Raw genomic sequence first — 25,711 nt, 5'->3', positions numbered from 1 at the left:
CCCGCAAGCGGGAGGGCGATGGCATCTCCTTCTCCCCTCCCGCTTGCGCGGAGGGGGCGGGGGTGGGCTCTTCTTCTTCAATTCAGCCGCGAACGACGGCGCAGCGCGGTATCCGCCAGCAGGCCAACCGCCGCCATCGCACCGCCGGTAAGACCGGCGGTGCTGAGCGCCACGATCACGGGCTGGGCATAGTCCGCGAAAGCACGGGCGCGGTCGTTCAGGGGTTCGATGATCTGGCTCATGGCGGGTGTCCTGCGGGGGGCTCGGTGTGAACACGCAGATGCACCGAATCGCCCGTTCAAGGCACTCGGATAAGTTCGCTTATTGTGTTCGGATTTTTCGAACGACCATCATCCGCAGTCGAGATCGTAGAACTGCTGGACGTGGCCCCAGCCTTCCTCGGCGGTCTCGCACCAGCGGAACAGCGAGAGATCCTTGGCGTTGATGACGCCCTCCTCGGCCAGCGCCTCGAAGTTGACGACCCGTTCCCAGAACTCGCGGCCGTAGAGCAGGATCGGGATCGGCTTCATCTTGCCGGTCTGGATCAGCGTCAGCAGTTCGAAGAATTCGTCGAAAGTGCCGAAACCGCCGGGGAACACGGCCACCGCGCGGGCGCGCAGCAGGAAGTGCATCTTGCGCAGCGCGAAGTAGTGGAACTGGAACGAGAGGCGCGGCGTCACGTAGCGGTTGGGCGCCTGCTCGTGCGGCAGGACGATGTTGAGGCCCAGCGATTCCGCGCCGACTTCCGCGGCGCCGCGGTTGGCCGCTTCCATGATCGACGGACCGCCGCCCGAGCAGACCACGAACTGGCGCATGCCCTTCTCGACGATGGCGCACTGGCTGGCGAGGCGGGCGAGCTTGCGGGCTTCCTCGTAATACTTGGCCTTGTCGGCAAGGCGGTCGGCGACCTTCTTCTGCTCGTCGGTGACGGCAGCGGCGCGCACCGCATCGGCCTTGTCAGGCGAGGGGATGCGGGCGGAGCCGTACATCACCAGCGTCGAGCCGATGTTGGCTTCCTCAAGCAGCATCTCGGGCTTGAGCAGTTCGAGCTGGAAGCGCACCGGGCGCAGTTCGTCGCGCAAAAGGAAGTCGGTGTCGCGGAAGGCCAGCCGATATGCGGGGTGGCCGGTCTGGATGGTGTCGGCCTGCTGCTCAGCGAAACCGGCTTCCTGCTCGGCCTTGTAGAAACGGCGTTCGGTGAGGTCTTTGTCTTCTTTTTCAGTCATTGGCTCATCTTAGGCATGACGCGGGGCGCGCGTCGAGAACGGATATGTGTGCGCACTGTTGCACGCATTCGTACAGGAACTAGGCTGCGGGCATGATGAACGGATCGGCCTTCACGCGGCGCGCAGCCCTCATGGGAATCGGAGGCGGGGCTCTCGCTCTTCCTGCATTACGGGCGCTGGCGGCTCCCCCTGCTCAGGCCAGGGATATGGTGCGCCCGCCGTGCCTGCGCAACGGCGACGTGCTCGGGCTGGTCGCTCCGGCAGGGTTCGTGGCCGACCGCTTCGGCCTCGACGAGATCGGCGCGACTGTCCGGGCCATGGGGCTGGAGCCGCGCTTCGCCCCGCACCTGACCGCGCGCGAGGGCTATCTGGCGGGCTCCGACGCGGCGCGCGCGGGCGATCTCAAGGTGATGTTCGCGGACGAGGGTGTGCGCGCGATCATGGCGGTGCGGGGCGGTTGGGGCTCGGCGCGGCTGCTGCCGCTGCTGGACTTCGCGGCGATCCGCAAGAGCCCCAAGCTGTTCACCGGTTTCAGCGACAATACCGCGCTGTGCCTCGCTCTGGCGCGGGCCGGAGTGGTCTCGATCCATGGCCCCACCGCCGCGACTTCGTGGTCGCCCGCGTCGTGGGAGTCGTTCCGCCAGTTGGCTTTCGAGGGGGCGATGCCGACTTATGCGGTGCCAAGCTACGCCGGGCCGAACCTCGGCGGACGGGGACCGGCAGTGAGGACCTTCCGGGGCGGCAAGGCGCGGGGGAGGCTGATCGGCGGCAATCTCGCGGTACTCAGCGCTCTGGTGGGGACGCCCTACCTGCCCGACTTCGACGGCGCGATCCTGTTTCTGGAAGAGACCAACGAGGCAGAATATCGCATCGACCGGATGCTCACCCAACTCGCGCTGGCCGGGCTGCTGGAGCGGCTGGCGGGCGTGGTCTTCGGACAATGCACCCATTGCGAGAACCCTGACGGCGGGTTCTCCAACTTCACCGTATATGAGGTGCTCGACCAGCGATTCGCGTCGCTCGGCGTGCCCGCGTTCCAGGGGCTGATGATCGGTCACGTCGGCGGCCAGATCAGCGTGCCCGAAGGCGCCATGGCCGAGATCGACGCCGATGCGGGAACCCTGCGGCTGCTGGAGCCGGCGGTCAGCTGATCAGGCCCGCGCGGGGTCTTCGCTGGTGAGACCGTATTGCGAGACTAGTTCAGCGAAAAGATCGTCCGGCAGTGGGTGGACGAATTCCAGCCCTGCGCCATTGCCGTTGGCCCAGGCGACGAAGGCGATCATCGGCCGGCATTCGGGCAGGGTGAGGGTGATCACCTCGTCCATCTCCAGTGGCCCGACGCTCTCGATTCGCGCGCCGAGCGGGGTCAGGTCCTTGAGGACGATGGTATGGCTGGCAAGGTCGCGGCGGAAACGGGCAAGCATTTCGACCCGTTCGCGGGCGAAGCGCCGGTCGCCATCAGGCGAATCGGGAACGGGCAGGGCATCGACGCCCATGATCGCGGGCGCCGGGGCTTCGGTCGCGGGACTTGGCTCCGGCATCGTCGAGTGGTCCTTCCGGGATAGTTAACCGGAGCAATCGTCCGGCCGTGACGCTGCTGCTATAACCCTGAAATCCTTGCGGCAGTGCCCTCCAGAGCAATGCGTATTTTCCCCGAATCATGTGTTGGCGCGGGCAATTCAGCGGTTATAAGACATGGTTAATCTGCAAAGGATTGCACCACCTGAACCCCTCTCTCGCCTGTTTTGCGCAACACTGTTGCCGGAATGGCACCTTTCCCCGCCTTAGAGCCGGGGGAATCGATGATCCGTTAGCTGCGACATACGGTTTCTTAACCATTCTTTGTGCAGAATTTACGTGTTCATACAGGGGTTCTTATGCGCATCGATGCCAGAAATCTGCTCGACCGGCTTGGCAAGAACGACTTCGCCTACAAGGAATTCGAAGATCGTTTCAGCGAACTGGAACTGTGGCCGATCCTCGAAGCACTGCTGCGCGATCCGCGCCTGCAGGCGATCGATCAGTCCGAGGCGACGGTGGCGGCAAAGCCCGAACCCGCTCCCGCCGAAGTGGTCGAGACTTATTCCGGCGAAAGTCTGAGTTCCCTGTTCAGCCGCTATGGCAACGGCCCCGCCGCGAGCATCCCCGCCGATCGGCGCGGGGGTGCGCAGCAGCAGGACGTACGCGCCATGCTCCGCCACTTGTCCGATCTCGGCTCGCAGGGGAAGATCTGATGCCCGTCATCGTAACCCACGGCCTCAAGGGCGGTGCTGGAACCACCTTCATCGCCGCGCATATCGCGATGGCGCTGTCCGAGGCGGGCGCCGACGTCACCGTGCTGACGACCACCCAGCGTGACACCATGCCGCTGCACTTCGGCCTCCAGCCCGCGATGTCGTTGCCCTCGCTGTTCGCGCCGGCAGAGGATGCCGTGCTCGCCGCAGGTATCGACCTGCGCAGCCTGACCACCGCGCCCGAGGACAACGACTTTGTCCCCGCCCTGCGCGACCTCGGCTTCCTCGAAACCGGGCAGGACAAGGTGATGGTCATCGACGTGCCCGCCAGCGAGTTCGCTTTCGCGCGCCGCGTCGTGCCGCACGCCAGCGCCAACGTTTGCGTGATCAACGCCGCGCCCGATACCCTCGCGCTGATGCCGCAGGTGCTGGACGAGGCGAGCCCCGAGAACATCGCTTCGACCAGCTTCGTGATCAACGCTCTGGACGAGACGCGCCGCCTTTCGCGCCACTCTTCGGCGTTCATCCGCGAACTGGTGGGCGCGCGCCTGCTCGGCCGCGTCCGCCTCGACGAATCGGTGCCCGAGGCGATCGCGATGCTCCAGCCGCTCGGCAAGTATGCGCCCTCCAGCGCGGCGCTGGCCGACGTGAAGATGATCGGCACTGCGCTGGTTCCGGCGCTCGAGACTCCCGGGCGCCCGTGGGTGGCGCGTGGTTCCAATCCCGCCGCTTCGTCCCATTCCTCGTCATCTCCGAGCCGCGCCGCATGATCGAGAAACTGGCCGCCCGCGTGCTGGACAACCGGCTCGCCCGCTATGCCTCCGTCGCCGTGATCATCGGGATCGCCGCAGTCGTTATCGGCGTGCCGCTGGACGGCACTGCCCAGTGGGTCTGCGCCGGTGTCACGATGGCGGGCGCTCTGGTGATGCGCCGGATCAAGGGCCGCATGGGCGCGGTCGCGCTCGGCATCCTGGCGGTGCTGGTCTCGACCCGCTACCTGTTCTGGCGCACGACGCAGACGATCGCGTTCAACACCCCGCTCGAATTCCTGTTTGGCGGCGTGCTCTACCTCGCCGAGCTGTATGCCTGGGTCATCCTGCTGCTGGGCTTCCTGCAGACTACCTGGCCGCTCGACCGCCCGGTTATCGAACCCGAGGGCGAGCCCGACACCTGGCCGACCGTCGACATCTACATCCCGACCTATAACGAGAGCCTGGAGATCGTGCGCAATACGGTCTTCGCGGCAATGGACCTCGACTATCCGGTCGACCGCTACCGCGTCTTCATCCTCGACGACGGCAAGCGTCCCGAATTCCGCGCCTTCGCCAAGGAAGCGGGCTGCGGCTACATCACCCGCGACAACAACCTGCACGCCAAGGCGGGCAACCTGAACGCGGCGATGAAGAAGACCGACGGCGAACTGATCGCGATCTTCGACTGCGACCACGTCCCCACTCGCGCCTTCCTGCAGCTGACCGTGGGCTGGTTCCAGCAGGACCCGCGCCTGGCGCTGATCCAGACCCCGCACCACATGTATTCGCCCGATCCGGTCCAGCGCAACCTCGCGCAGACGATGGGCGACATGCCGGGCGAGGGCGACCTCTTCTACGGCCCGGTGCAGGGCGGCAACGACTTGTGGAACGCCACCTTCTTCTGCGGTTCGTGCGCGATCATCCGCCGCGAGGCGCTGATGGAGACCAACGGTTTCGCGGGCGAGACCGTGACCGAGGACGCGCACACCGCGCTCAAGCTGCAGCGCACCGGCTGGAACACCGCGTACATCTCGGCGCGTCTCTCGGCCGGTCTCGCCACCGAGCGCCTCGTCCTCCACGTCGGCCAGCGCATCCGCTGGGCGCGCGGCATGACGCAGATCCTGCGCATCGACAATCCGCTGCTCGGCCGCGGCCTCACCTGGCAGCAGCGCCTCTGCTACCTCAACGCGATGATGCACTTCCAGTATCCGGTACCGCGCATCGTGTTCCTGACCAGCCCGCTTGCCTACCTGATCTTCGGCCAGAACATCATCCAGGCGTCCGCCGGGCTGATCTTCGCCTATGCGCTGCCGCACCTGTTCTGCTCGTCGGTTGCCAACGAGAAGACGCAGGGCGGCTGGCGCCGTCCGTACTGGGGCGAAGTCTACGAGACGATCCTGGCCTTCCATCTCGTCAAGCCCACGGTCATGACCTGGTTCCAGCCGCGCAAGGGCAAGTTCAACGTGACCGACAAGGGCTCGCTGCTCGACCAGACGTACTTCGACTGGGCGATCGTCAAGCCGCACCTCATCTGCATCGGCTTCGTGATCCTGGGGATCACCATGGCTGTCGTGAAATGGGCGTTCTTCCCGTACATGTTCAACATCCAGACCGATACGCTGGTGCTGAACGTGGCCTGGGCGCTGTTCTCCCTCGCGATCTTGCTCGCTGCCGTCTCGGTGGCGCGCGAGACCCGGCAGGAGCGCGTGGACATCCGCATCCCGGTGCAGTTGCCGGTCACCGCCTACCTCGCCTCGGGTCACACGGTTCCGGCCGAAACCATCGACATCTCGATGGGCGGCGCGGCGCTGTGTCTGCCGGAAGAGCTGCCGACCAAGGATCGCACCGTCAGCCACATCACCATGGCCATGGGCGACGAGGTGCTCTCGATCCCGGTCACGACGATGCGTACGAACCAGCGCAATTCCTACGTGCGCTTCGAAAAGCTCGACATTCTCGCCGGCCGCCATCTGGTGCGCGCGGTGATGGGCCGCGCCGATGCGTGGCAGCCGTGGGGACCGCCGGCCATGGTCGGCACGGCCCGTTCGTTCGGCGACATTCTCAGGGTGGATATGGTAACGTTGAAGCGCATGCTGCGTCTGAATTTCGCCGAACGCCGCCAGATGAAGGCCGCCAACGGCGCCAAGCGCGCAGCGATGGCCAAGGCGGCGAAGGAAGCCGAGAAGAACGACCCCAAGAATAAGGGCCTGCCGCTCGCCAAGGCGGCGATGCTGGCCGGTGCCGTCGCCCTGGGGGCTGCCGGGCTGCTGTTCGGCACTTCCGAAGTCCACGCCCAGCCGACGGCCAAGGCGCCCGAGACGGCGGCTTCCGCCGCCACTCCGGCTGCCGCCACCAACACCGGCGGCATGAGCGAGCGCCTGACCCTCAAGGACCTGCGCGTCTCCCAGCCGATCCGCCTGCGCGGGACGCAGGGCGAAATGGGCATCCCCTTCGGCATGCGCCAGGACCGCATCGCCACCGGCGCCGTGCTGCGCCTGCAGATGGCCTGGTCGCCCTCGATGCTCGACGACCTCAGCCAGCTGGTGGTCATCGTCAACGGCGAAGTCGCGCAGACGGTGCCGCTGACCCGCGCCAATGCCGCCGGGCAGGTGCTGGAGGTCCCGGTAAACCCTGCGCTGCTGCTGCCGGGTGACAACCAGCTCAACCTGCGCCTGATCGGCCACTATGCGCGCGACTGCGAGGACCCGTTCCATTCCTCGCTGTGGGCGAACATCTCGAACACCCGTTCGTGGTTCGATTTCAGCTACCAGCCGCTGACCTTCGGCCCGGACCTGTCGCGCCTGCCGCTGCCGTTCTTCGACAAGGGCCAGAACGTGCCGCTGCGCATGCCCTTCGTCTTCGCCACGCAGCCGCGCGCCGGTGAACTGCAGGCCGCCGCTGCGACCGCCAGCTGGCTCGGCTCGCTCGCCAGCTATCGCGGCTTCAGCTTCCAGCCGGTCGTCGGCTCGATCCCGCGCGGCAATGCCATCGTGTTCCTCAAGGGCACGCAGGGCATCCCCGGCCTCGACATCGCGCCCGCAGGTGGCCCCGTCGCCGCCGCGTTACGCAACCCCAACGATCCCAACGGCACGCTGCTGGTCATCATGGGCCGCAACGACGAGGACCTGCGCCTCGCCGCCGCTGCCGTCGCGCTCGGTCGCGGCGTGTTCGGCGGCCAGCGCATGAGCTTCGACGGCGTGCGCATCCCGGCATGGCCGCGTTACGGCGCGGTGCGCTGGCTGACCACCGACAAGCCGGTCGAACTCGGCTCGATCATGGAGCCTTACGCGCTGCAGGGTATGGGCATCCCGCCCGGCCCGCTGACCACCCGCTTCCGCGTCGCGCCCGACCTGTTCTTCTGGCCGCGCGAAGGCGGCAAGCTGAACCTCGGCTACCGCTATCCGGTTGCGCAGTGGCTGGACAAGCGTGCCTCGCGCCTCGACGTCTCGATCAACGGCCAGTACCTCAAGACGCTGCCGCTCGGCGCCGCCTGGTGGAGCCAGCTGTTCGGCCCGGCCGGCGCCAAGAGCGCGGATTCCAACGCCACCGTCACGCTGCCGCGCTACAACCTGTTCGGCCAGAACGAGCTGACTTACGACTACAACCTGCTCATCGCCGACAAGAAGAAGTGCACCGGCACCCTGCCGGACAACGTGCGCGTCTCGGTCGACCCGAAGAGCACCATCGACCTCACCAGCGCCTATCACGCGATCATGATGCCTGACCTCGCGACGTTCGCGGGCGCCGGCTTCCCCTTCACCGCCAGCCCCGACCTGGCGCAGACCACCGTGGTCGTCGCGCCGAACCCGTCGATGGCCTCGGTGCAGGCGTTCCTTACCTTGATGGGCCGCTTCGGCGATTCGACGGGCGTTCCGGTGACGGCGGTGACGGTGACCTCCTCGATCGACGGTGACGCGCTGGCCAGCCAGGACGTGCTGGTCATCGGCGGCACCGCTCTGGCCGAGGCGGACATGTTCGCCGATGCGCCGGTGCGCTACGAGAACGGCCGCCTGCGCGTGTCCGAACGCTCCCCGCTGCAGTACGTGACGGCGCTGTTCGGCGGTTCGCAGGAGAACGACCCGATGGCCGCCGCCCCGGTGGTCTACAACGCGCAAGGGTTCTCCGGCATCGTCAGCTTCCAGTCGCCCTACGCCTCGGACCGCACCGTCGTCGCGCTGCTGTCGGACGATGGCGCCGCGCTGCCCGCACTGGTGGACGGCATGGCCGACGTGAAGATCAACGCCGCGATCCAGGGTGACCTTGCCGTCACGCGCGGTGACGGCATGACCAGCTTTGCGCTCTCGAACCGCTACTGGGTCGGCTCGCTGCCGATCTGGATGAAGCTTGCCTACTACGTCAGCCAACGCCCGATGATGCTGGGTGTGTTCACGCTGCTGCTGGCGCTGGCCCTTGCCGGACCTGCCTACATCTTCTTCCGCCGACAGGCCCAGAAGCGCCTCGCGCGCCAGGACGATCACGCATGACGATTTCGCGTACCTCCAAGTTCGGTGTCGCCCTGCTGCTCTCGACCGCGCCTTTGACTCTTGGGGCGCTGCCCGCAGTGGCCGAGGCGCAGAGCGCGGGCGTCGAGGCGCTGGTGAAGCAGGCCCAGTACTGGCGCTCGAAGGGGCGCGAGGATCTCGCCCAGCAGGCGCTGAAGCGCGCCCGCGCGCTTGATCCGAACAACCCGGCGCTCAAGGCTCCAGCACAGGCGCCCAAGCCGGCCGCTCCCAAGCCCGCGCCGAAACCTGTGGCCAAACCCGCTGCGGCGAAGCCTGCACCCGCGCCCAAGGCCGCCCCGGCTCCTGCGCGCGCCGCTGCGCCCAAGCCGACGCCTGCGCCGACCCCGACGCCCGCTCCCGTCTCGGCCGCCGACCGCGCCGGTCGTGCACGTGTCTCGGGCTTCGATGCGCTGAACGACGGCAACCTCGGCTCGGCGGCCTCGCAGTTCCAGCGCGCGCTTGGCGTCAACCGCCGCGATCCCGATGCGCTCGGCGGTCTCGGCCTCGTGCGGCTGCGTGAAGGGCAGTTCGCCGAAGCGGCCAGCCTGCTCGAACAGGCCTCCGCCAACGGCAAGGCCAGCCAGTGGGCTGAGGGCCTGTCCGCTGCGCGCTTCTTCGCCGGGGTGGACGAGACCAAGGGCCTCATCGCCCAGAACCGCCTCGCCGAAGCGCAGAGCCGCGCCGAACAGCTGGCGCGCTCGGGCTACAAGGAACCCGGCCCGGCGCTCGAACTGCTGGCCGACATCTACGAGCGTCAGGGCCGCTATGCCGACGCTGCCGACCTCTACCGTCAGGCCGCGCAGGGCGGCACCGCTGCCGACGACAAGCGCCTGCAATTGCGCGCCGCGCGTGGCCGTGCGCTCGCCGCTGCCGAGCGCGGTGACGACTTCGGCGCCGTGCGCGAATTCCAGCAGGGCCTCGTCATCGACCCCAGCGATCCGTGGATTCGCTACGAATTCGCCCAGTTCCAGATCGAGCGCGGCCGCGTGCCCGAAGCGGAATCGCTGATCCGTTCACTGGCGACCAGCGGCAATGCCGACTCGCTCTATGCCGCCGCGCTGCTCAACAACGACCTCGGCCGGGCGAGCGAGGCCGACCGCCTCATCACCATGATCCCCGAAACGCAGCGCACCGCGCCGATGCGCAACCTTGCGCTGAGCGTGAAGACCGACGCCGCCATCGCCCGCGCCAAGGCCATGGCGGCCAGCGGGCAGGGCGCGCAGGCGGTGGGCGGGCTGCGCCAGCTCGGCGCGATGGCCTCGATCCCCGCGGGCAAGCAGGCCGCCGTCGCCAACGCGCTGTTCGACCTCGGTGATACGCAGGGTGCGGCCGAAGTCGCCGCCAATGCCGCGACGGGACGCATCGACAACATCGCCGATTACGAGGGCCTGATCGGCGTCCTCACCCGCACCGGCCGCAGCGACCTTGCCCAGCAGGCGCTCCAGCGCGCCTCGCAGCTGGCGGGCTCCAGTGCCGAGGGGCAGAAGGCGTACGCTCGCATCAGTGCAGGCATGATGGTCGGGCAGGCCGACGAGGCCCGCATGGGCGGTCGCTATGCCGAGAGCTTCGACATTCTCCAGCAGGCCTATGCCGCCGCGCCGGACAATACCGAGATCATGTCCGGCCTCGCCCGGCTCTACCAGACCGGCGGGATGCCCGCGAAGGCGGCGCAGACCTACCAGCTGGTGCTGGCGCGCAAGCCCAACGACAAGGACGCGCTGCTCGGCCTTGCCGACACCGCACAGGGCGCGGGTGACCGCGACTTGTCGGAACAGGCCCAGAAGCAGGTGCTGCGGCTCTACGGGCAGGACTATCAGGTGCGCATGGGCCTTGCCAACGTCGAGCGCGCACGCGGCAATGATCGTGCTGCCGTGGCGCTGCTCAAGGACGCGCGTGCCCTCTACGCGCGCCAGAGCGGCGGCGTGGCGATGGGCGGCAATCCCTTCGCGGGCATAAGCACCGCAGGCGGCGCGAACCCGTTCCGGAACCAGATGCAGGCCGCACCGCAGCAGGTGAACCCGTTCGCGCTCGGCAGTGGCACGCGCCTTCCGGCCGCTTATCCGCAGCAGGCCCCGCAGAGCGGGTTCGGCTACGCGGCACCCCAGCAGGCAAGCGCTTTCGGCGCCGCGCCGGTCGGGCTTGGAACGGGGCAGAGCGGCTTCGGCGGGTTCGCCGGAGCACAAGCGCCGCAGGCCTACGCGGCGCCGCAGGCAAGCTACTCCGCCCCGGATCGCTACGCCTCGCCCAGCGGCAGCACCGCTCCGGCAGCGGCATGGGCCGCCCCGGCCAGCGCACCGGGCTATGACGGCCCGCAAGTCCCGGTCGCCTACGCCGGCGATCCGGTGATGACGCAGATCCAGTCGCAGATCGACCAGCTGGCGCAGGACACCGGCCCGCGCGTCGACGTCCAGACCGGCTATCGCGGCCGCTCGGGCGAGACGGGCCTCTCCAAGCTCGACGAGATCAAGGGCTCGGCCAAGTTCTCGACCGGCGCCGCCGGTGGCCGCGTCTTCGCCAAGGCCGAGGCCGTGGTGATCGACGCGGGCCGCCCGACCGGCTCGGGCCTCGCGCGTTTCGGTCGCAACGCCACGCCGGAGGCGCAGGGCATCGTTGCGGCGGAGCCGTCCGCACTCGTCAACGCGGATACCCAGAACGGTTCGGGCGTCGCGCTGTCGGCGGGCTATGAGAACGACTGGGTCCAGCTGGAGGGCGGCACCACGCCCATCGGCATGGGCAAGACCAAGTTCGCGGGCCGCGCCGCCGTCACTCCCAAGCTGGGCCAGAACGTGCGCGCCACCGCCTTTGTCGAGCAGAAGCCGGTCACCGACTCCATCGTCTCCTACGCGGGCACTCGTGATCCCGTCACCGGCGAGCGCTGGGGGCAGGTGATGCGCACGGCGGGCGGCCTAGGTTTGAGCTACGACGAGAACGGCTCGGGCGTCTATGCCGAGGCACGCTACTACCGCCTGCGCGGCGAGAACGTGGCGAACAACGATGGTATCGAGGCCAACGTCGGCGGCTATCTGGAAGCCTACAAGGGCCGCAATTCACGCGTCACCGTGGGCCTCAACGTGAACTATCAGGCCTACGACAAGAGCCAGAACTATTTCACGTTCGGCAACGGCGGCTACTTCAGCCCGCAGAACTTCATCTCGGTCGGCTTCCCGGTGAACTACACCATGCAGGACGCGCGCTGGGATGTGGCCGCCTCGTTTACCCCGGGCTTCCAGAGCTACAAGGAAGACCAGACGGCGATCTACCCGACTGACGATACCGCGCAGGCCGAACTCAACGCGCTCAAGGCCGAGAATTCGGACGTGCGTTCCTACTTCGACAGCCTGAGCAAGACCGGCTTCGCGCTTTCGGCGCAAGGGTCGCTCTATTACAAGATCACGCCCAATACCCGCATCGGCGGCGAACTGGGGTACAACACGTTCGGCAGTTATGACGAGTTCCGCTCCATCCTCGGGGTGCGGCAGAGCTTCGGGAGCACTGGTAAATGAAGATGCAGGCCTTTCCCCAGCCCCGCAGCGGGCCTTCGGACAATGCCGTCGGCGGCCTCGCGCTGCTGGCGATCGCCACCGCCTCGGAAGTGTCCGAGGGTATCCCCGAGGAACAGGCGCACGGCTTCTTCCTCGCCATCGGCCGCCGCATGGCCGCGCTGGAACCGCTTGACGGCGTGAACGACGCATCGGTGCTCTGCGCGCGGATCAACGCGTTCTGGCAGGCGCTGGACTGGGGCGAGATCGAACTGGCGGTCGGCCGCGAGGCCATCATCGTGCGCCACCGCGACCTGCCGACCGAGATCTCGCCCGACCGTGCGGGCCACTGGGCACGCATGCTGCTCGGCGTTCTGGAAGGGGCCTACGACAGCTGGTTCCGCGTCCTCGGCAGCGGACCGGCGCTGCGCACCACTGCGGAATGGAAGGGGGAGACGCTCGAGCTTCGTCATGGCCGCTGACTCCATTTTCCGGCCGAAGGTCGATCGTCGCACGTTTTCGCTGGGGGCGCTGATGGCCTTCACTGCCGCCTGCAATACCGCGCCCAGCCAGGGCCGGGCCCAGCAGGTCAACGACCCGCTATGGACCCAGTGGCGCGACCGCTTCGTCGCGCCCGAGGGCCGCGTGGTGGACACCGGAAACGGCCGCATCAGCCACTCCGAGGGCCAGAGCTACGGCATGATCCTGGCCCTGCGCGCCGGGGACCGCGAGGCTTTCGAACGCATCGCCAAGTGGACGCAGGACACCCTGGGGCGCGAGGACATGGCGCTCCATTCGTGGAAGTACGATCCCACGGCGGCGGTGCCCGTCTCCGATCCCAACAATGCGACGGATGGTGATCTCGTCATCGCCTGGGCTCTGGCGCTTGCCGGTCAGCGGTGGAAGCGCTCCGAGTGGAGCGACCGCGCGCGCGAGGTCCGCAAGGCGATCCGCGAGCACTGCGTGATCTCGCGTTTCGGGCGCGAACTGCTGCTGCCCGGCGTCGTCGGGTTCGCGGAAGGGGCGCAAGTCATGCTCAACCCCTCCTACTTCGTGTGGCCCGCGCTCGACCAGTTCGCCAAGGTGGACGGCGCTGCGACCTGGGGCGGTGTGGTCCGCGACTCCGAGGCGATCACGACGCTGGCGCGCTTCGGCATGCATTCCCTGCCGAGCGACTGGGTGGCGGTGAGCGGTTACAATGCCGTCGCCCCTGCGGTCGGCAAGCCGCCGCGCTTCGGCTACGACGCGATCCGTATTCCGCTTTACGCTGCGGTCGGGGGGCGTTCCACTCTGGTGCAGCCGGTGGCGGACTGGTGGCGCTCGCGGATCGCGCAGCACCGCTCGATCCCGGCGTGGGTCGATGTGGTGACCGGCGAGGAGGCGAACTATGCGCTCTCCAGCGGCGGCGCGGCAATCGCGGCGCGGCTGATCGGATCCACTCCACCGGTGGCGCTGGACAGCGATTACTTCAGCGCATCGCTGCAGATGCTGGCGCGGCTGTAATCCGAACGGTCGTCATTGCGAGCGAAGCGAAGCAATCCAGGGCAGCATAAACCGCCCTGGATTGCTTCGCTTCGCTCGCAATGACGAGGTGGGCTCAAACCCGCTCGGCCCGGACCGCCATCAGCCCGAACAGGCTCAGCAACGCTGCGCCGGAAATGTAGAGGCCCACGAACAGCACGCCGCCGCTGTCGGCCAGCCCCTGCGCCACGGCGGGCGCGAAGCCGCCGCCGACGATGCCGCCCACGTTGAACGCGATCGAGGCTCCGGTGTAGCGCACCCGCGCCTTGAACAGCCGGGGTAGCAGCTCGGCGATCGGGCCGTAGACGAGGCCCATGGTGAACAGCGCGACGCACAGGAACAGACCGATCACGAACAGCGATCCGGTCGAGAACATCAGGCCCATCACCGTGCCCAGCAGCACCGCGCAGAAGCACCCGAACATCAGCACCGACCGCGAGGAGCGCCTGTCGGCCGCATAGCCCGCAACGACGATACCGACCGCCATGAACAGGATCGCGAACAACTGTACGCCAAGGAATTGCTGACGGCCGAAGCCCAGCGTCGCAGTGCCGTAGCCCAGTGCGAAGGTGGTCGCGAGATAGTAGAGCGCGAAGCAGGCGATCACCGCGAAAGTGCCCGCCACTGTCTCGCGCATGTGGGTGCGGAACAGCTCGACCACGGGGATGGCGCGGTGGTGGTCGTCTTCCTTTGCGAAGACCGGGCTTTCGGAAAGGCGGAAGCGGATCCACAGGCCGAGGCCGACGAGGACCGCGCTCAGCAGAAAGGGGATGCGCCAGCCCCAGGCGGCGAACTCCGCATCGCTCAGCACCGAACTGATCACGAGGAACAGCCCGTTGGCCGCGAAGAAGCCGACCGGCGCGCCCAGCTGCGGGAACATGCCGAAGCGCGCTTCGTAGCCCTTGGGCGCGCTCTCCACCGCCAGCAGCGCCGCGCCGCCCCACTCGCCGCCAAGGCCCAGGCCCTGGCAGAAGCGCATCAGGCACAGCAGGGCAGGGGCGATCCAGCCCGCGCTTTCATACGTCGGCAGCACGCCGATCAGTACCGTCGCCCCGCCCATCAGCAGCAACGAGGCGACGAGCGTGGACTTGCGTCCCACGCGGTCGCCGAAATGGCCGAACAGCGTCGCCCCCACCGGCCGCGCGATGAAGGCGATGGCGAAGCTGGCATAAGCGGCAAGGTGCTGGACGGTCGCGGACTCGGCCGGGAAGAACAGCGGCCCGAAGACGAGCGCGGCGGCGGTCGCATAGATGTAGAAGTCGTAGAACTCGACGGCGGTGCCCACGAGGCTCGCGGTCAGGACGCGGGCGTTCTGGCGGTAGACGTTCATGCTTCGTGGTGCTCCCCTCGCTCGGCGGTCTCCTCTAGCGGGAGTGAGCGCCGATGACGAGAGGCTTGAACCGATGCCCGCGTGGGATGCGCTGGCGGGCGCAACCCACGCGAACAAGCTCAGAACCGGGCAGTCACGCCCATCCAGATGCGTGCCGGGTCGATCATGTAGCCGGCCTCGTCGTAGTTCAGGCGCTTGTCGAACAGGTTCTGCACGCCGGCATTGAAGATAAACCCGTACGAGAGCTTGTACGACCCGCCCAGATCGACCGTGGTGTAGGATTCGACCACGAGGTTGTTGCCGCTGATCTGCGCCTCGGTCACCGCTTCCTCGCCGCGATAGACGGCGCGGGCATAGAGCGAGAGGCGATTGTCGGGCTTCCAGTTGAGCGACGCGCTCGCCTGCTGCTTGGGTGTGTCGTTCAGGGCCATGCCCGCGCTGGTGCCGGTCAGCTGCTCGGAATCCGTGAGCGTGCCGGTCGCATTGAAACGCAGCGTGCGGGTGAGGTTAAGGTCGATGGTCGCCTCGACGCCGCGCACTTTCGCCTTGTCGATGTTCACGTATGTCGTCGGCGGGCGGCCGATCGAGCTGAGCGGCTCGTCGATGCACCATGCGCCTGCGGATTCGCAGGTGACGCGGGTGATCTTGTCGTTGAAGCGCGTGTCGTAGGCGGTCAGGCTGGCCTGGAAGCCCTTGCCTTCGTACATCGCCACCGCCTCGATCGTGCGTGAGGTTTCGGCTTCGAGGTCCGGGTTGCCGTAGATCGTGCCGCCACGGCTGGACTGGCCCCAGTCAGGCAGGGTCTGGCGCAGGTTCGGAGCGCGGAAGCCCTTGGAATAGCCGCCCTTGAGGGTCAGGCGATCGGTCGAGTTCCACACCAGGTAGGCGCGGGGCGTCCAGTGGACACCGTACTGCTCGTCGTTGTCCATGCGGATGCCGCCGGTCAGGCGCAGGGTGTCCAGGATCGACAGTTCGTTCTCGGCGAACAGCGCCCAGTTGGTGCGGCTGGCGCCGGTGCGGGTCGATCCGTTCAACAGGTTGCCGACCGTGTCGATGAGATCCTCGTTGCGGAAGAAGCCGCCGATGCTGAGCATGTTCGAGGGAAGCGGCACCGACCAGATCGACTGCGCGACGGTGTTCTTGATCCGCTTGGTCGTCTCGAGGTTCTTGGCGTCCTCGTACTGCACGTAGCTTTCCGAGTTCGCGAAGCCCCAGCGGCCGGAGTGCGTCAGGGCGACGACATAGCGCTCCTGGGTCTGCGTATCGAGGGTGCCTTCGGGGACGGTGGCGGTCACTTCCACGGTCTTGCCTGCGGTTGCGGTGACCTTCTGGCTGTAGAAGCCGCCCTCGACGATGAAGTCGTGGTCCGGTCCGGCGGAGAAGCCGATCTTGCCGGCCAGGCTCTCGTCCTTGCGCTCGGGGGTGCCGCCGACGACATGGTCCTCGTTGCGGCGGTTCAGCGATCCCTGAACCTGCAGGCCGATGCCCTTGGTGATCGGGCCGGAGAGGTAGAAGTTGGCGTCGTAGAAATTGCCGTAGTCGTCGCCCAGCTGCATCGTGCCGTTCATACGCACGCTGCCGCGCCAGCTGGTGGCGATGCGGCGGGTGATGACGTTGACGACGCCGCCCATCGCGTCAGAGCCGTAGAGCGAGGACATCGGGCCGCGCACCACCTCGATCCGCTCGATCGATTCCAGCGGAGGCAGCATGCCGCCTTCGGAGGTGTTGCCGCCGTTGGTGCGCGTCTCGCGGCTGCTCAGGCGTTTGCCGTCGACGAGGATCAGCGTGTATTGCGGCGACATGCCGCGGATCGAGATGTCGCGGCTGTTGCCCTCGCCGGGGGTCACGGTGACGCCGGGGATTTCCATCAGCGCGTCGGTGACTTCGCGGTAGGGCAGGCGCTCCAGGTCTTCGCGGGTGATGACGCTGATCGATGCGGGCGCGTCCTTCACTTCCTGCTCGCGGCTGGTCGCGGTAACGACGATGGTGGAGGCGGCAGTGGCGCCTTCCGCATCGTCGGCAGCGAGCGCCGGAACGGTGTAAAGTGCGGTGGCGAGCGTCAGCGCCGCCGCGCTGCCGCGCAGCCTGGATTTGTAGATCACGATACCCCCTAGATGTATGCTAATGCGAATTTATTGCATTAGTGCCATTGGCGGGGAGCACTCCTCGGGCCAACACTCAATATCGGATAGCGATTATTCCGCCGGGGCTGCCTCGCCCTCGCGGCATGCCTCGAGCAGCCGGTCGCGCAGCCATGCGGCGGCAGGGTCGCGGTGGCTGCGCTCGTGCCAGAGCAGCCAGTAGTTCAGGTCCCCGATTACAGCGGGAGCCGGTCTAGTGGCGAGATCGCGCGGGCAACTGCGCATCAGCCGCGAAGGCACGGCCATGACCAAGTCTCCGGCTGCGAGAAGATCGGGCGCGAGGCTGAAGTAGGGGACGCTTGCGACGACCTTGCGCGATCCGGTGCCCAGCAGTGTCGTTACCCGATCCAGCTCCGCATCGCTGACGGTCAGGCCGAGGTGGTCGTGATCGAGGAAATCGTTGATCGGCACCTCGCCTTCGCCTGCCAGCGGATGGTCGGGACGGGTCACGCAAAGGAAATGGTCGCTGAACAGGTGCAGGCGGTGGAGCTGGGAGGGATCGTGCTCCAGCCCGGAAATGGCAAGGTCGATGTCGCCCTGGGCCAGAGAACGGTGCGTGGCATGACCCAGCGGCAGCACGTCGATGGCGATGCCGGGCGCGATTTCGCGAAGCCGGGGTAGGGCTGGCAGAACGACCGCGAGTACGCCGAAATCGGTAGATGCGATACGGAAGCGGCGCTTCACTTGCGCCGGGTCGAAGCGCTTCTCTACCAGCAGGCTGGACGTTTCGGCTACCCAGTCTGCCAGCCTTCCGACGAGTTCGTCGCCGCGCCGGGTCCTGATCATCCCGGCGCCGGAGCGGACCAGCAGCGGATCGTTGAGCGCCCCGCGCAACTTGGACAGCGAACGGCTCACGCTCGGCTGGCTGATGCCGAGCATCAACGCCGTGCCGCTGACGCTCTTGGTCTTGAGCAGCATCGCCAGGACGAGCAGGAGGTTGGGTGACAGGGATGGGATCATATGCGAGGGCTTCGCATTAGCGAAAACCCCGCAATTGCGCCACGATCCTATTCTTACAAAACGTTGCCGCTCAGCTCTGCGCGGAGATCGCGTGGATCGGCAGCAGCGCCGCGCCCAGCGTGACCGGAGACCCGCGCAGCCCGGACACGCGCACGGGCGGGCCGCGCCCGTCCACCGTCGTTACCAGCGAGGCCGCGCGCAGGCGCGAGGCAAGACCCTCCAGCACGTCGCCGGGCACCGCACCCGCCAGCACGATGGCGCCGGGATCGAGCCAGGCGAAGGCGGTGTCGGCGACGACCTCCAACTGCCGCGCGGCGCGGTCCATCCATTGTTCTATCGCGGGGCGCTGGGCTTCGGAGGCAAGGTCGATCTCGCTCACCGAGGTGAGGTCGCAGCCGCTGGCGCGCAAGGTGGAGAGCAGGTCGAGCGGGCTCGGGCGCGGGCGGTCGCCGGGAAACAGGCAGCCGACTTCCCCGGCCACGCCGAACTGGCCGCGCACCAGCCGCCCATCGACGATGACCCCGGCGCCGATCCCGTAGCCGAGCAGCAACACCACCACGGTCGAGAATTCGCGCAGCAGGCCGCCCATGTAGAACTCGGCGATGGCGGCGACGTTGGCGTCGTTCTCCAGCCAGAGCGGCCAGCCCAGTTCGGCGCTCAGGATCTCGCGCAAGGGCGTGCCGCGCCAGCCGGGCATGTCCTCGACCACGCTCCACCGCTCGCCCTCCAGCGAGAGCGCCGGGCCGGGCACCGCCACGCCGATGCCGAGCATGCGCTGGCCGAGCAGGCCGTGCCGGTCGACAAGGTCGTGCGTCACGCGGCGGACGCGCTGCGCGAACTGGCGAGGGTCGATGGGATCGCTGTCTTCGCGGTGGGTGGCGATGGTCTGGCCCGCGAAGTCGACGATGGCGATGTCGAGCAGGCCCTTGTGCGCCGTCGCACCCACCGCATAGCCGCCCGTCGACGCCAGCCGCAGCGGGATCGCCGGGCGTCCGCGCCCCTGTGCGCCGCCCTCCGTCACTTCCTCGACGAGGCCGAGCGTCAGCAGTTCGCGCGAGATGCGGGTGAGGGCGGTGTGGCTGATCTCCAGCCGCTCCGCCAGCGCCGAGCGCGACAGCGCGCCCGCCTTGCGCAGTTCATGAATGATGCGCCGCTGGTCCTTGTCGAATGCGGGAGTGGCCATGGCCGGGCGCCGTATGGTGTTTTATTTATTTTCACAACAATAATTAAAAACGTCACACACCGCGTCCAGAGCGCCCCCGTCGCCGCCTCCCCGGCGACCCAGATTCATGAGGGGCCGTCATGCTCAAGTCCGTTCTCGCCACTGGCGCGGCGTTTGCCGCGCTCGCCACCGCCTTCACGCCCGCCTACGCCGACGAGGCGCCCGCTGGCGCGCCCACCGCTTCGAACGAATCGACCGGCGATGACATCATCGTCACCGGCTCGACCCGCGCCGAGCGCCGCTTCGACGTGTCCTATGCGGTCAACACGATCTCGCAGGAAGATTTCGAGAAGATCGCCCCGGTCAACTTCGCGGACCTGATCGGCCAGCTTCCCGGCTTCCAGACCGAGATCACCGGCGGCGAAGTGCAGAACATCTACCGCATCCGCGGCCTCCCCAACGACGGCGGCTTCGTGAGCTTCCAGCAGGACGGCCTGCCGCTGTTCCATGAGAACGACGGCGTGTTCTTCCGCGGCGACGCCATCCTCAAGCAGGACCTGATGACCGACCACGTCGAAGTCGTGCGCGGCGGTCCGGCCCCGGTCTACGCCAGCTACTCGGGCGCGATCATCAATGCGATTACCGTGACCGGCGGCGAGGAAGCGCGCGGCAAGGCGCAAGTGACGCTGGGCGATACCGGCCTCTACCGCCTTGATGCCTATCAGGCGGGCAAGCTGGCAAAGGACACCTACTACGCGGTCGGTGGCTTCATGCGCTACCACGACGGCTACCGCGACAACGGCTTCCCCAATGACAAGGGCGGCCAGATCCGCGCCAACATCAAGCATGTGACCGACAACGGGTTCATCAAGCTGAACTTCAACTACGTCAACGATCACAACACGTTCTATCTGCCGATCCCGACCAACAATCCGCTGACCGGCGCGTCGCTGAACCAGTACATCGACTACTTCGACGGCACGATGAACTCGCCCGCCTTCCGCAACGTCAACCTCAAGTACCGTGACGGCAACGGCGTGGTGCAGAGCCGCAATTCCGATCTTTCGGACGGTCGCCACATGCAGATGGTGAACTTCGGCGCGCATTACGAAGGCGACTTCGACGGGTGGCTTGTGACCGCCGCTGCCGGTTACACGCAGGGCAAGAACGACTTCACCGCATTTTACTCGACCACCAACCCGGCCGACGGCAACGCCTTCGCGGCAGGCTACCTCGCCCGCGCCACCACGGCTTTCGGTGCGATCGACCACTTCGGCTACACGCTGGCGGGGACCAACACCGTCTATGATCCCTATGCCGCGTCGGGCCTCGTCATGCAGGGCCAGTACCGCGACATCCACTCGAAGTTCTATTCGGGTCAGGCCAACCTCTCGGTCGCACGCAAGTTCGACACCGGCTTCGGCACCCACGACATCAAGCTGGGCGTCTACGGCAGCCTCTATGGCGAGGACAGCCGCACGCTCTACCAGAACTACCTGATCGAAGTGTCCGGCAAGCCGCGCACCCTCGACCTCGTCGCGTACAACGCCGCCGGCACCGAACTGGGCCGCGTCACCGACAACGGCGTGCTGAACTACGCCGCCACGCTCAACCAGGGCGACAGCGACGCCAAGATGTTCGCGCTCTACGCCAACGACACCTGGGAAATCGTGCCTGGCCTGCGCATCGACGGCGGCATCCGCCACGAACGCTACAGCTACAAGGGCTGGGCCGCGCTGACCGAAGCCGCTAACCTTGGCGACATGACCACGCTGGCCGACGACAGCACCCGCGCCTTCACCGGCGTGATCCTGAACCAGAAGCTCAAGCCCAACGTCACCAACTGGACGATCGGGGCGAACTACGACTTCTCCAGCCACATCGGCGTCTACGGCCGCGCCTCGCACCTCGAGACGCCGCCTAACGTCCAGACCGTGATGAGCATCAACCCGACGATCATCACCACCGTCGCCGACCAGTTCGAGGCGGGCCTCAAGCTGTCGATGGGCCGCTCGTACCTCTATGTGACGGGCTTCTACACCAACTTCGACCCGCTCAACGCCTCGTTCCTGGCCTACGATCCGACCACCGGCCGCAACGACGTGAACGTGCCCTTCATCGGCGAGGCGCAGGTCAAGGGCGTCGAGTTCGACGGCGCCTGGAGCGTGACCCCGTGGTTCACCCTCAACGGCGCGCTGACGGTCAGCGATCCCAAGTACAAGAACTTCCAGAGCAGCACCGGCGCCGACCCGGAGCAGGCCGAGGGCAACCAGATCGTCCGCCAGCCGAAGGTCTACGGCAACATCCGTCCGAGCTTCGACTTCACCACGGGCGACACCGACGTGTCGATCTATGGGCGCTACACCTACATGGGCAAGCGCTTCGTCGATCTCTACAACAACACTGCGTTGCCCGCTTACGGCACCGTGGGCGCGGGCGTGACGGTGAAGCACGGCACATGGCAGCTGCAGGTCGTCGGCGACAACCTGTTCAACGCCCACGGCCTGACCGAAGGCAATACCCGCACCGACTCGCTGGCAGGGCAAGGGAGCGCCGAGGCGATCTACGGGCGTCCGATCTTCGGCCGCAACTTCCGCCTCGTCATCGGCAAGTCCTGGTAAGGACGGCGGGAATGCGGAAAGGTCCGGCGCGCATGGCAGCGGTTGCCGTTGCTGCGGCACTCTCGCTCACGACGGTCTGCGCATCTGCACAAGGTGCTAGGGCGCAGGCCGTCAGGGACACGGTGACGGAGAGCCTGTCGCAGCGGTTGTTCCCGTTGTTCGACGCGCTGGGCCGCGATCCTGCGGCGCTCAATGCGCTGCAGGCTCGCCCCGAAGTCGCCGCCATGCTGCGCGCCCGGTTCGACCGGCGGGCGGCCTGCGGCACCGACCTCGGCTGCGTGGCGCAGGCGATGGTCTGGACTGACGGCGAGGCGCAAGTGCTCGCCGCTGCTGCCTCGGGGAAGGCCGCGGACGACGGCCCCGCCGCGCAGGCCGGGCGCGAGATCGCGGGCATCAACACGATCGTGCGCACGTATGGTCTGGGTCAGGTGCCGCCGTATCCCGGCATCGACGGTGCCGGCATGGTCGACCCGCAGGAGGCCCGCTCGCGTCTGCAGGCGGCGACATGGCTGTCGCAGACGGTGCGCGTGAATTCGCTGCAGGCGCTCGATCCCAGCCTGGACTATGCGCTGGCGCTGCTCGATGCCGCGGACCGCCGCGATGCCATCAGTTACGAGCCGCTCACCGGCGGCCTCAACGCCCCGGCCTTCAGGCGCGCAAAGGGCCTCGACTGGAAGCGCTACCGCTATAGCGCACTGATCGTCACCGGCGTCGGGCCTGAGGTCGCGGGCATGCCGCTCAGCCCTTACGGCAAGTACCACGTGCGCCTTGCCGCGCAGCGCTTCGCGGCAGGCGACGCGCCGTTCCTGATCCTCACCGGTGGCCATGCCCACCCGCGCGCCACCGCCTTCGCCGAAGCCGAGGAAATGCGCCGCGCCCTGATCGAGCGCTACGGCGTCCCCGCCGAGGCCATCGTCATCGAGCCGCATGCGCGCCACACCACCACCAACTTGCGCAATGCCTCGCGCCTGCTGATGGCCATGGGCGCCCCGCTGGACAAGGACACGCTGATCGTCTGCAACCCGGACCAGAGCGCGATGATCGAGAACCCCGAATTCGCGGCGCGCAATAACCGCGAACTGGGCTATCAGCCCGGCACCATCGGTGCGCGCGTCTCACCGACCGAGCTGGAATTTCGCCCATCCGCCCTTTCTGCGCGCGTGGACCCGCGCGATCCGCTGGATCCCTGATCGGAGCCGTTCCCCATGCGTAACATCCTCCTTGCCGCCATCGCCGCACTCGGCCTCAGTCCCACTGCCGCGCTGGCCTGGGGCGGCACTGCCCACACCGTCATCGACCGCGCCGCGATCGAGGCCATCCCCGAGGACGGCCCGGTGTTCCTGCGCAAGTACGAGGACTATATCGGCGCCTCCTCGCTGCTCCCCGACAGCTGGCGCGGCAACTCCGAGAACTTCTCCAAGATCGAGGAAGACCCCAACCACGGCTGGTTTCGGGAGCAGTTCACGTTCCTCAAGCCCATCCCCCGCTCGCGCTACGAGTTCGTGATCGCGCTCTACAAGCAGTACGAGAAGATCAAGGACAGCGATCCCGAAACCGCCGCGCGCACCAATGTGCGCTGGACCGGCACGCTGCCTTATGCCGCGATCGAGGCCTATGACCGCATCGTCGTGTGCATGCGCCGCATCCGCGCGGCGAACGCGGAAGGCAAGGACGCCTCCGTGGCCGAGCAGAACTGCGCTTTCGACGTCATCCGCCTCGGCCATTACATCGGCGACGGGGCCAACCCGATGCACGATTCGGTCAGCAGCGATGGCTGGCGTGGGCCGAACCCGCATGGCTACACCACCGACCGCACCGTCCACGGCCGCTTCGAGAGCCAGTTCGTCGACGGCATGAAGCTGACGGTGGCCGACATCGCCCCGCGTATCGGCAAGCCCGGCCGGACCTCGGGCGACATGTTCGACGCGGTGCTGGCCTATCTCGACCACTCGGGCGACAAGGTGGGCGAGGTCTTCGCGCTGGAAAAGCGCGCTCAGTTCGCCGACTTCACCGACCAGCGCGTGCGCGAGATGGTCTATGAACGCACGGCGGCGGGGGCGACGATGCTGCGCGACATGCTCTGCCGCGCCTGGGCCGAGAGCGCCGCGCCTCCGGCCAAGGTCGAGCCCTCGCCGATCGACTTCGCCAACCCGAAGTTCAACCCGGAGACCGGTTCGGCGCCCGATTGAGCTTTCCGGTCGAGCGCGGCGCGTACCCGGGCGTGCCGCGCGTGGCCGATGTCGAAGCGGCGTAGCAGGACGATGGCGGACAAGGCTCCCACCAGCGGCAGGCCCAGTCCCAGCGCCAGCATGCCGGTTTCGACCGAAGTGCCTTGGTGCTGTCCGGGCACGTAGCCCAGCCAACCCAGCGACCACCCGATCAGCGCCGTCGCCGCCGCGCCGCTGGCCTTCACCGCGACGAGGTAGAAGGCGAAGAGACCCGTCTCCAGTCGCCGGCCATGGCGCAGCGCCACGAAGTCCACCGCGTTGGCCAGCAGCCCCCAGGGCAGCATGAACACAGAGGCGAGGCCGAAGCCGATCACCGCCACACAGGCCAGCAGGGCGTCGGGGCGATCCAGGCACAGGGCGAACAGCACGAAGCCCACCGCGCTGACGCCGTGGCCCATGGCCAGCACCCGCGCCTGATCCATCCGCGCCGTCAAGGCGGTCCAGAACAGCACCCCGGCGAATTGCCCGCAGGTCATCGCCAGCAGCAGCGTGGCGACCAGATCGGGCCGCTCGGCCACGTATGTGCCGATGAAGAGGATCATCCGCCCGAAAGTCGGCATCGCGAAGCCGGTGATGAGCGCCATAAGGCCCATGCCCAGCACCAGCGGATCGCGCAGCGGCACTCGGATGGCGTCCTGTCCGGCGGCATCCGCTGACGTCCCGGCCTGGCGCCCCGAGGTCGCGACGCACAGAATCATGGTCAGCGCGAAAAGCCCTGCGGCGAATGCTCCGGTCACCGCCAGCGCATCGAAGGCGCGGCTGCGCGCGGCATGCTGGACGAGCGGGGTCAGTACCATCGCCACGCACAGTGAACTGGCGGTGCTGAACAGCAGTCGGTAGCCGGAGACTCGGCCGCGCGCGCGGCTGTCGCTGGTCATCTGCGCCATGAGCGCGTTGTGCGGCACGTCGATCACCGCGTAGGCGCTGCGAAACACCAGCATGGCCGCCGCCAGCAGCCAGCCCTGATGGAGACCGGAGGCGGGCATGGCGTAGAGCATCGCGAAGGCCATGCCGCAGGGCACCGTGCCCGTCGCGACCAGCCAGCGATAGCCGCGTCCCTTGCGCCGCAGCCGGATCACCAGCGCGGCGGCGACCAGATCGAACACGAGGTCGCCCGCCAGCGCGACCAGCATCAGCGACCCGGCCGCCGTCGCGCTCAGGCCGAGCAGGTCGGTCAGCAGGAACAGGATCGTCATGTCCGCCCCGGCAAAGACCAGCGCCTTGCCGAAATTCCCCGAGGAATAGGCGAACAGCCGGGCTTCGCGCGCGAATATGGCCAGAGTGCGGCCTTGATGGAGCATGGCCGGCCGCTAGCGGCGGATCATGACGTCTGTGCGACAAAGGCGCAGCTCACCCGCATGAAAGCGAAGAGGAACCATCAATGTGGGAGAGATGTCCGGTGATGATCCGAATGGCCTCAGCGTCAACGGATTTGCGTGGGCGGCATCCAAGTCCGTGGCACTTGGATGGCCTGACCTAACGATTTTCGTGCACTTGAATGGCCCTACAGAATGGCAAAGCCTAGAAAATCTGATTTCCGGCTACACTTCGTATG

General features: G+C 67.3%; 17 protein-coding genes and 1 pseudogene. 10 read left to right on the top strand and 8 right to left on the bottom strand.

Annotation, left to right across the window (positions count from 1 at the left end; genetic code table 11):
* Positions 1 to 77 precede the first annotated feature (77 nt).
* On the bottom strand, positions 78 to 242 hold the full coding sequence (locus PKE80_RS11040; protein ID WP_155986253.1) for a hypothetical protein: 165 nt from the start codon (positions 240 to 242) through the stop codon (positions 78 to 80).
* A 108-nt stretch (positions 243 to 350) separates the two neighbouring features.
* Positions 351 to 1,226 (bottom strand): LOG family protein, encoded by an 876-nt coding sequence (locus PKE80_RS11035; protein WP_271182512.1) that lies wholly within the window; start codon positions 1,224 to 1,226, stop codon positions 351 to 353.
* A 92-nt stretch (positions 1,227 to 1,318) separates the two neighbouring features.
* Between PKE80_RS11035 and PKE80_RS11030 the strand changes: the two genes are divergently transcribed.
* Positions 1,319 to 2,377, top strand: a complete 1,059-nt coding sequence (locus PKE80_RS11030) for a S66 peptidase family protein (RefSeq protein ID WP_271182511.1) — start codon at positions 1,319 to 1,321, stop codon at positions 2,375 to 2,377.
* Here PKE80_RS11030 and PKE80_RS11025 read toward each other — a convergent pair whose 3' ends face one another.
* Positions 2,378 to 2,767: a hypothetical protein gene (locus tag PKE80_RS11025; protein WP_271182510.1), complete on the bottom strand. Its 390-nt coding sequence runs from the start codon at positions 2,765 to 2,767 to the stop codon at positions 2,378 to 2,380.
* A 336-nt stretch (positions 2,768 to 3,103) separates the two neighbouring features.
* On the opposite strand from PKE80_RS11025, the gene PKE80_RS11020 reads away from it, so the two are divergent.
* The 6 genes from PKE80_RS11020 to PKE80_RS10995 are packed head-to-tail and all read left to right on the top strand — an operon-like array spanning position 3,104 to position 13,696.
* On the top strand, positions 3,104 to 3,460 hold the full coding sequence (locus tag PKE80_RS11020) for a hypothetical protein (protein WP_008831194.1): 357 nt from the start codon (positions 3,104 to 3,106) through the stop codon (positions 3,458 to 3,460).
* On the top strand, positions 3,460 to 4,230 hold the full coding sequence (locus PKE80_RS11015; RefSeq protein WP_271182509.1) for a cellulose synthase operon protein YhjQ/BcsQ: 771 nt from the start codon (positions 3,460 to 3,462) through the stop codon (positions 4,228 to 4,230). The genes PKE80_RS11020 and PKE80_RS11015 overlap by 1 nt, the downstream gene beginning before the upstream one ends.
* On the top strand, positions 4,227 to 8,696 hold the full coding sequence (bcsA, locus tag PKE80_RS11010; protein WP_271182508.1) for a UDP-forming cellulose synthase catalytic subunit: 4,470 nt from the start codon (positions 4,227 to 4,229) through the stop codon (positions 8,694 to 8,696). The genes PKE80_RS11015 and bcsA overlap by 4 nt, the downstream gene beginning before the upstream one ends.
* Positions 8,693 to 12,217: a cellulose biosynthesis protein BcsC gene (locus PKE80_RS11005; protein ID WP_271182507.1), complete on the top strand. Its 3,525-nt coding sequence runs from the start codon at positions 8,693 to 8,695 to the stop codon at positions 12,215 to 12,217. Before bcsA ends, PKE80_RS11005 begins: the two co-directional genes overlap by 4 nt.
* Positions 12,214 to 12,675 carry a cellulose biosynthesis protein BcsD gene (gene bcsD, locus PKE80_RS11000; protein ID WP_271182506.1) on the top strand — a complete coding sequence of 154 codons (462 nt, stop codon included), beginning with the start codon at positions 12,214 to 12,216 and terminating at the stop codon, positions 12,673 to 12,675. The genes PKE80_RS11005 and bcsD overlap by 4 nt, the downstream gene beginning before the upstream one ends.
* Positions 12,665 to 13,696 carry a family 8 glycosyl hydrolase gene (locus tag PKE80_RS10995; protein WP_271182505.1) on the top strand — a complete coding sequence of 344 codons (1,032 nt, stop codon included), beginning with the start codon at positions 12,665 to 12,667 and terminating at the stop codon, positions 13,694 to 13,696. Before bcsD ends, PKE80_RS10995 begins: the two co-directional genes overlap by 11 nt.
* Before the next feature lie 94 nt (positions 13,697 to 13,790).
* Here the strand turns inward: PKE80_RS10995 and PKE80_RS10990 are convergent, their stop codons facing one another.
* The 4 genes from PKE80_RS10990 to PKE80_RS10975 form a co-directional block, all read right to left on the bottom strand.
* Positions 13,791 to 15,044 carry an MFS transporter gene (locus tag PKE80_RS10990; RefSeq protein ID WP_271182504.1) on the bottom strand — a complete coding sequence of 418 codons (1,254 nt, stop codon included), beginning with the start codon at positions 15,042 to 15,044 and terminating at the stop codon, positions 13,791 to 13,793.
* Between the two features lie 119 nt (positions 15,045 to 15,163).
* Positions 15,164 to 17,146 (bottom strand): TonB-dependent receptor domain-containing protein, encoded by a 1,983-nt coding sequence (locus PKE80_RS10985; RefSeq protein ID WP_271182503.1) that lies wholly within the window; start codon positions 17,144 to 17,146, stop codon positions 15,164 to 15,166.
* Between the two features lie 93 nt (positions 17,147 to 17,239).
* Entirely contained in the window at positions 17,240 to 18,145 is a 906-nt protein-coding gene (locus PKE80_RS10980; RefSeq protein WP_271182502.1) for a LysR family transcriptional regulator, read from the bottom strand.
* Between the two features lie 70 nt (positions 18,146 to 18,215).
* The gene (locus PKE80_RS10975) at positions 18,216 to 19,328 is read right to left on the bottom strand and encodes an ROK family transcriptional regulator (protein ID WP_271182501.1); all 1,113 of its coding nucleotides are present in this window, start codon (positions 19,326 to 19,328) and stop codon (positions 18,216 to 18,218) included.
* Positions 19,329 to 19,447: 119 nt separating this feature from the next.
* Here PKE80_RS10975 and PKE80_RS10970 point away from each other — a divergent pair, with 119 nt between their 5' ends.
* From PKE80_RS10970 to PKE80_RS10960, 3 genes are read left to right on the top strand one after another with little or no spacing between them, the layout of a single operon-like run.
* Positions 19,448 to 21,928 (top strand): TonB-dependent receptor, encoded by a 2,481-nt coding sequence (locus tag PKE80_RS10970; RefSeq protein WP_271182500.1) that lies wholly within the window; start codon positions 19,448 to 19,450, stop codon positions 21,926 to 21,928.
* Between the two features lie 32 nt (positions 21,929 to 21,960).
* The gene (locus PKE80_RS10965; protein WP_271182499.1) at positions 21,961 to 23,118 is read left to right on the top strand and encodes a YdcF family protein; all 1,158 of its coding nucleotides are present in this window, start codon (positions 21,961 to 21,963) and stop codon (positions 23,116 to 23,118) included.
* Between the two features lie 15 nt (positions 23,119 to 23,133).
* Complete coding sequence (locus PKE80_RS10960) at positions 23,134 to 24,117, top strand: phospholipase C/P1 nuclease family protein (RefSeq protein WP_271182498.1); 984 nt, start codon at positions 23,134 to 23,136, stop codon at positions 24,115 to 24,117.
* 56 nt (positions 24,118 to 24,173) lie between these two features.
* Here PKE80_RS10960 and PKE80_RS10955 read toward each other — a convergent pair.
* Positions 24,174 to 25,457 (bottom strand): annotated as a pseudogene (locus tag PKE80_RS10955) (MFS transporter); the annotation flags it as partial.
* Positions 25,458 to 25,711 lie beyond the last annotated feature (254 nt).

Origin of the sequence: Novosphingobium resinovorum (assembly GCF_027922145.1) — a bacterium.
Lineage (GTDB): Bacteria > Pseudomonadota > Alphaproteobacteria > Sphingomonadales > Sphingomonadaceae > Novosphingobium > Novosphingobium resinovorum.
The sequence above is the reverse complement of the archived record's forward strand: the minus strand, read 5'-3'. Positions and strand labels throughout refer to the sequence as shown.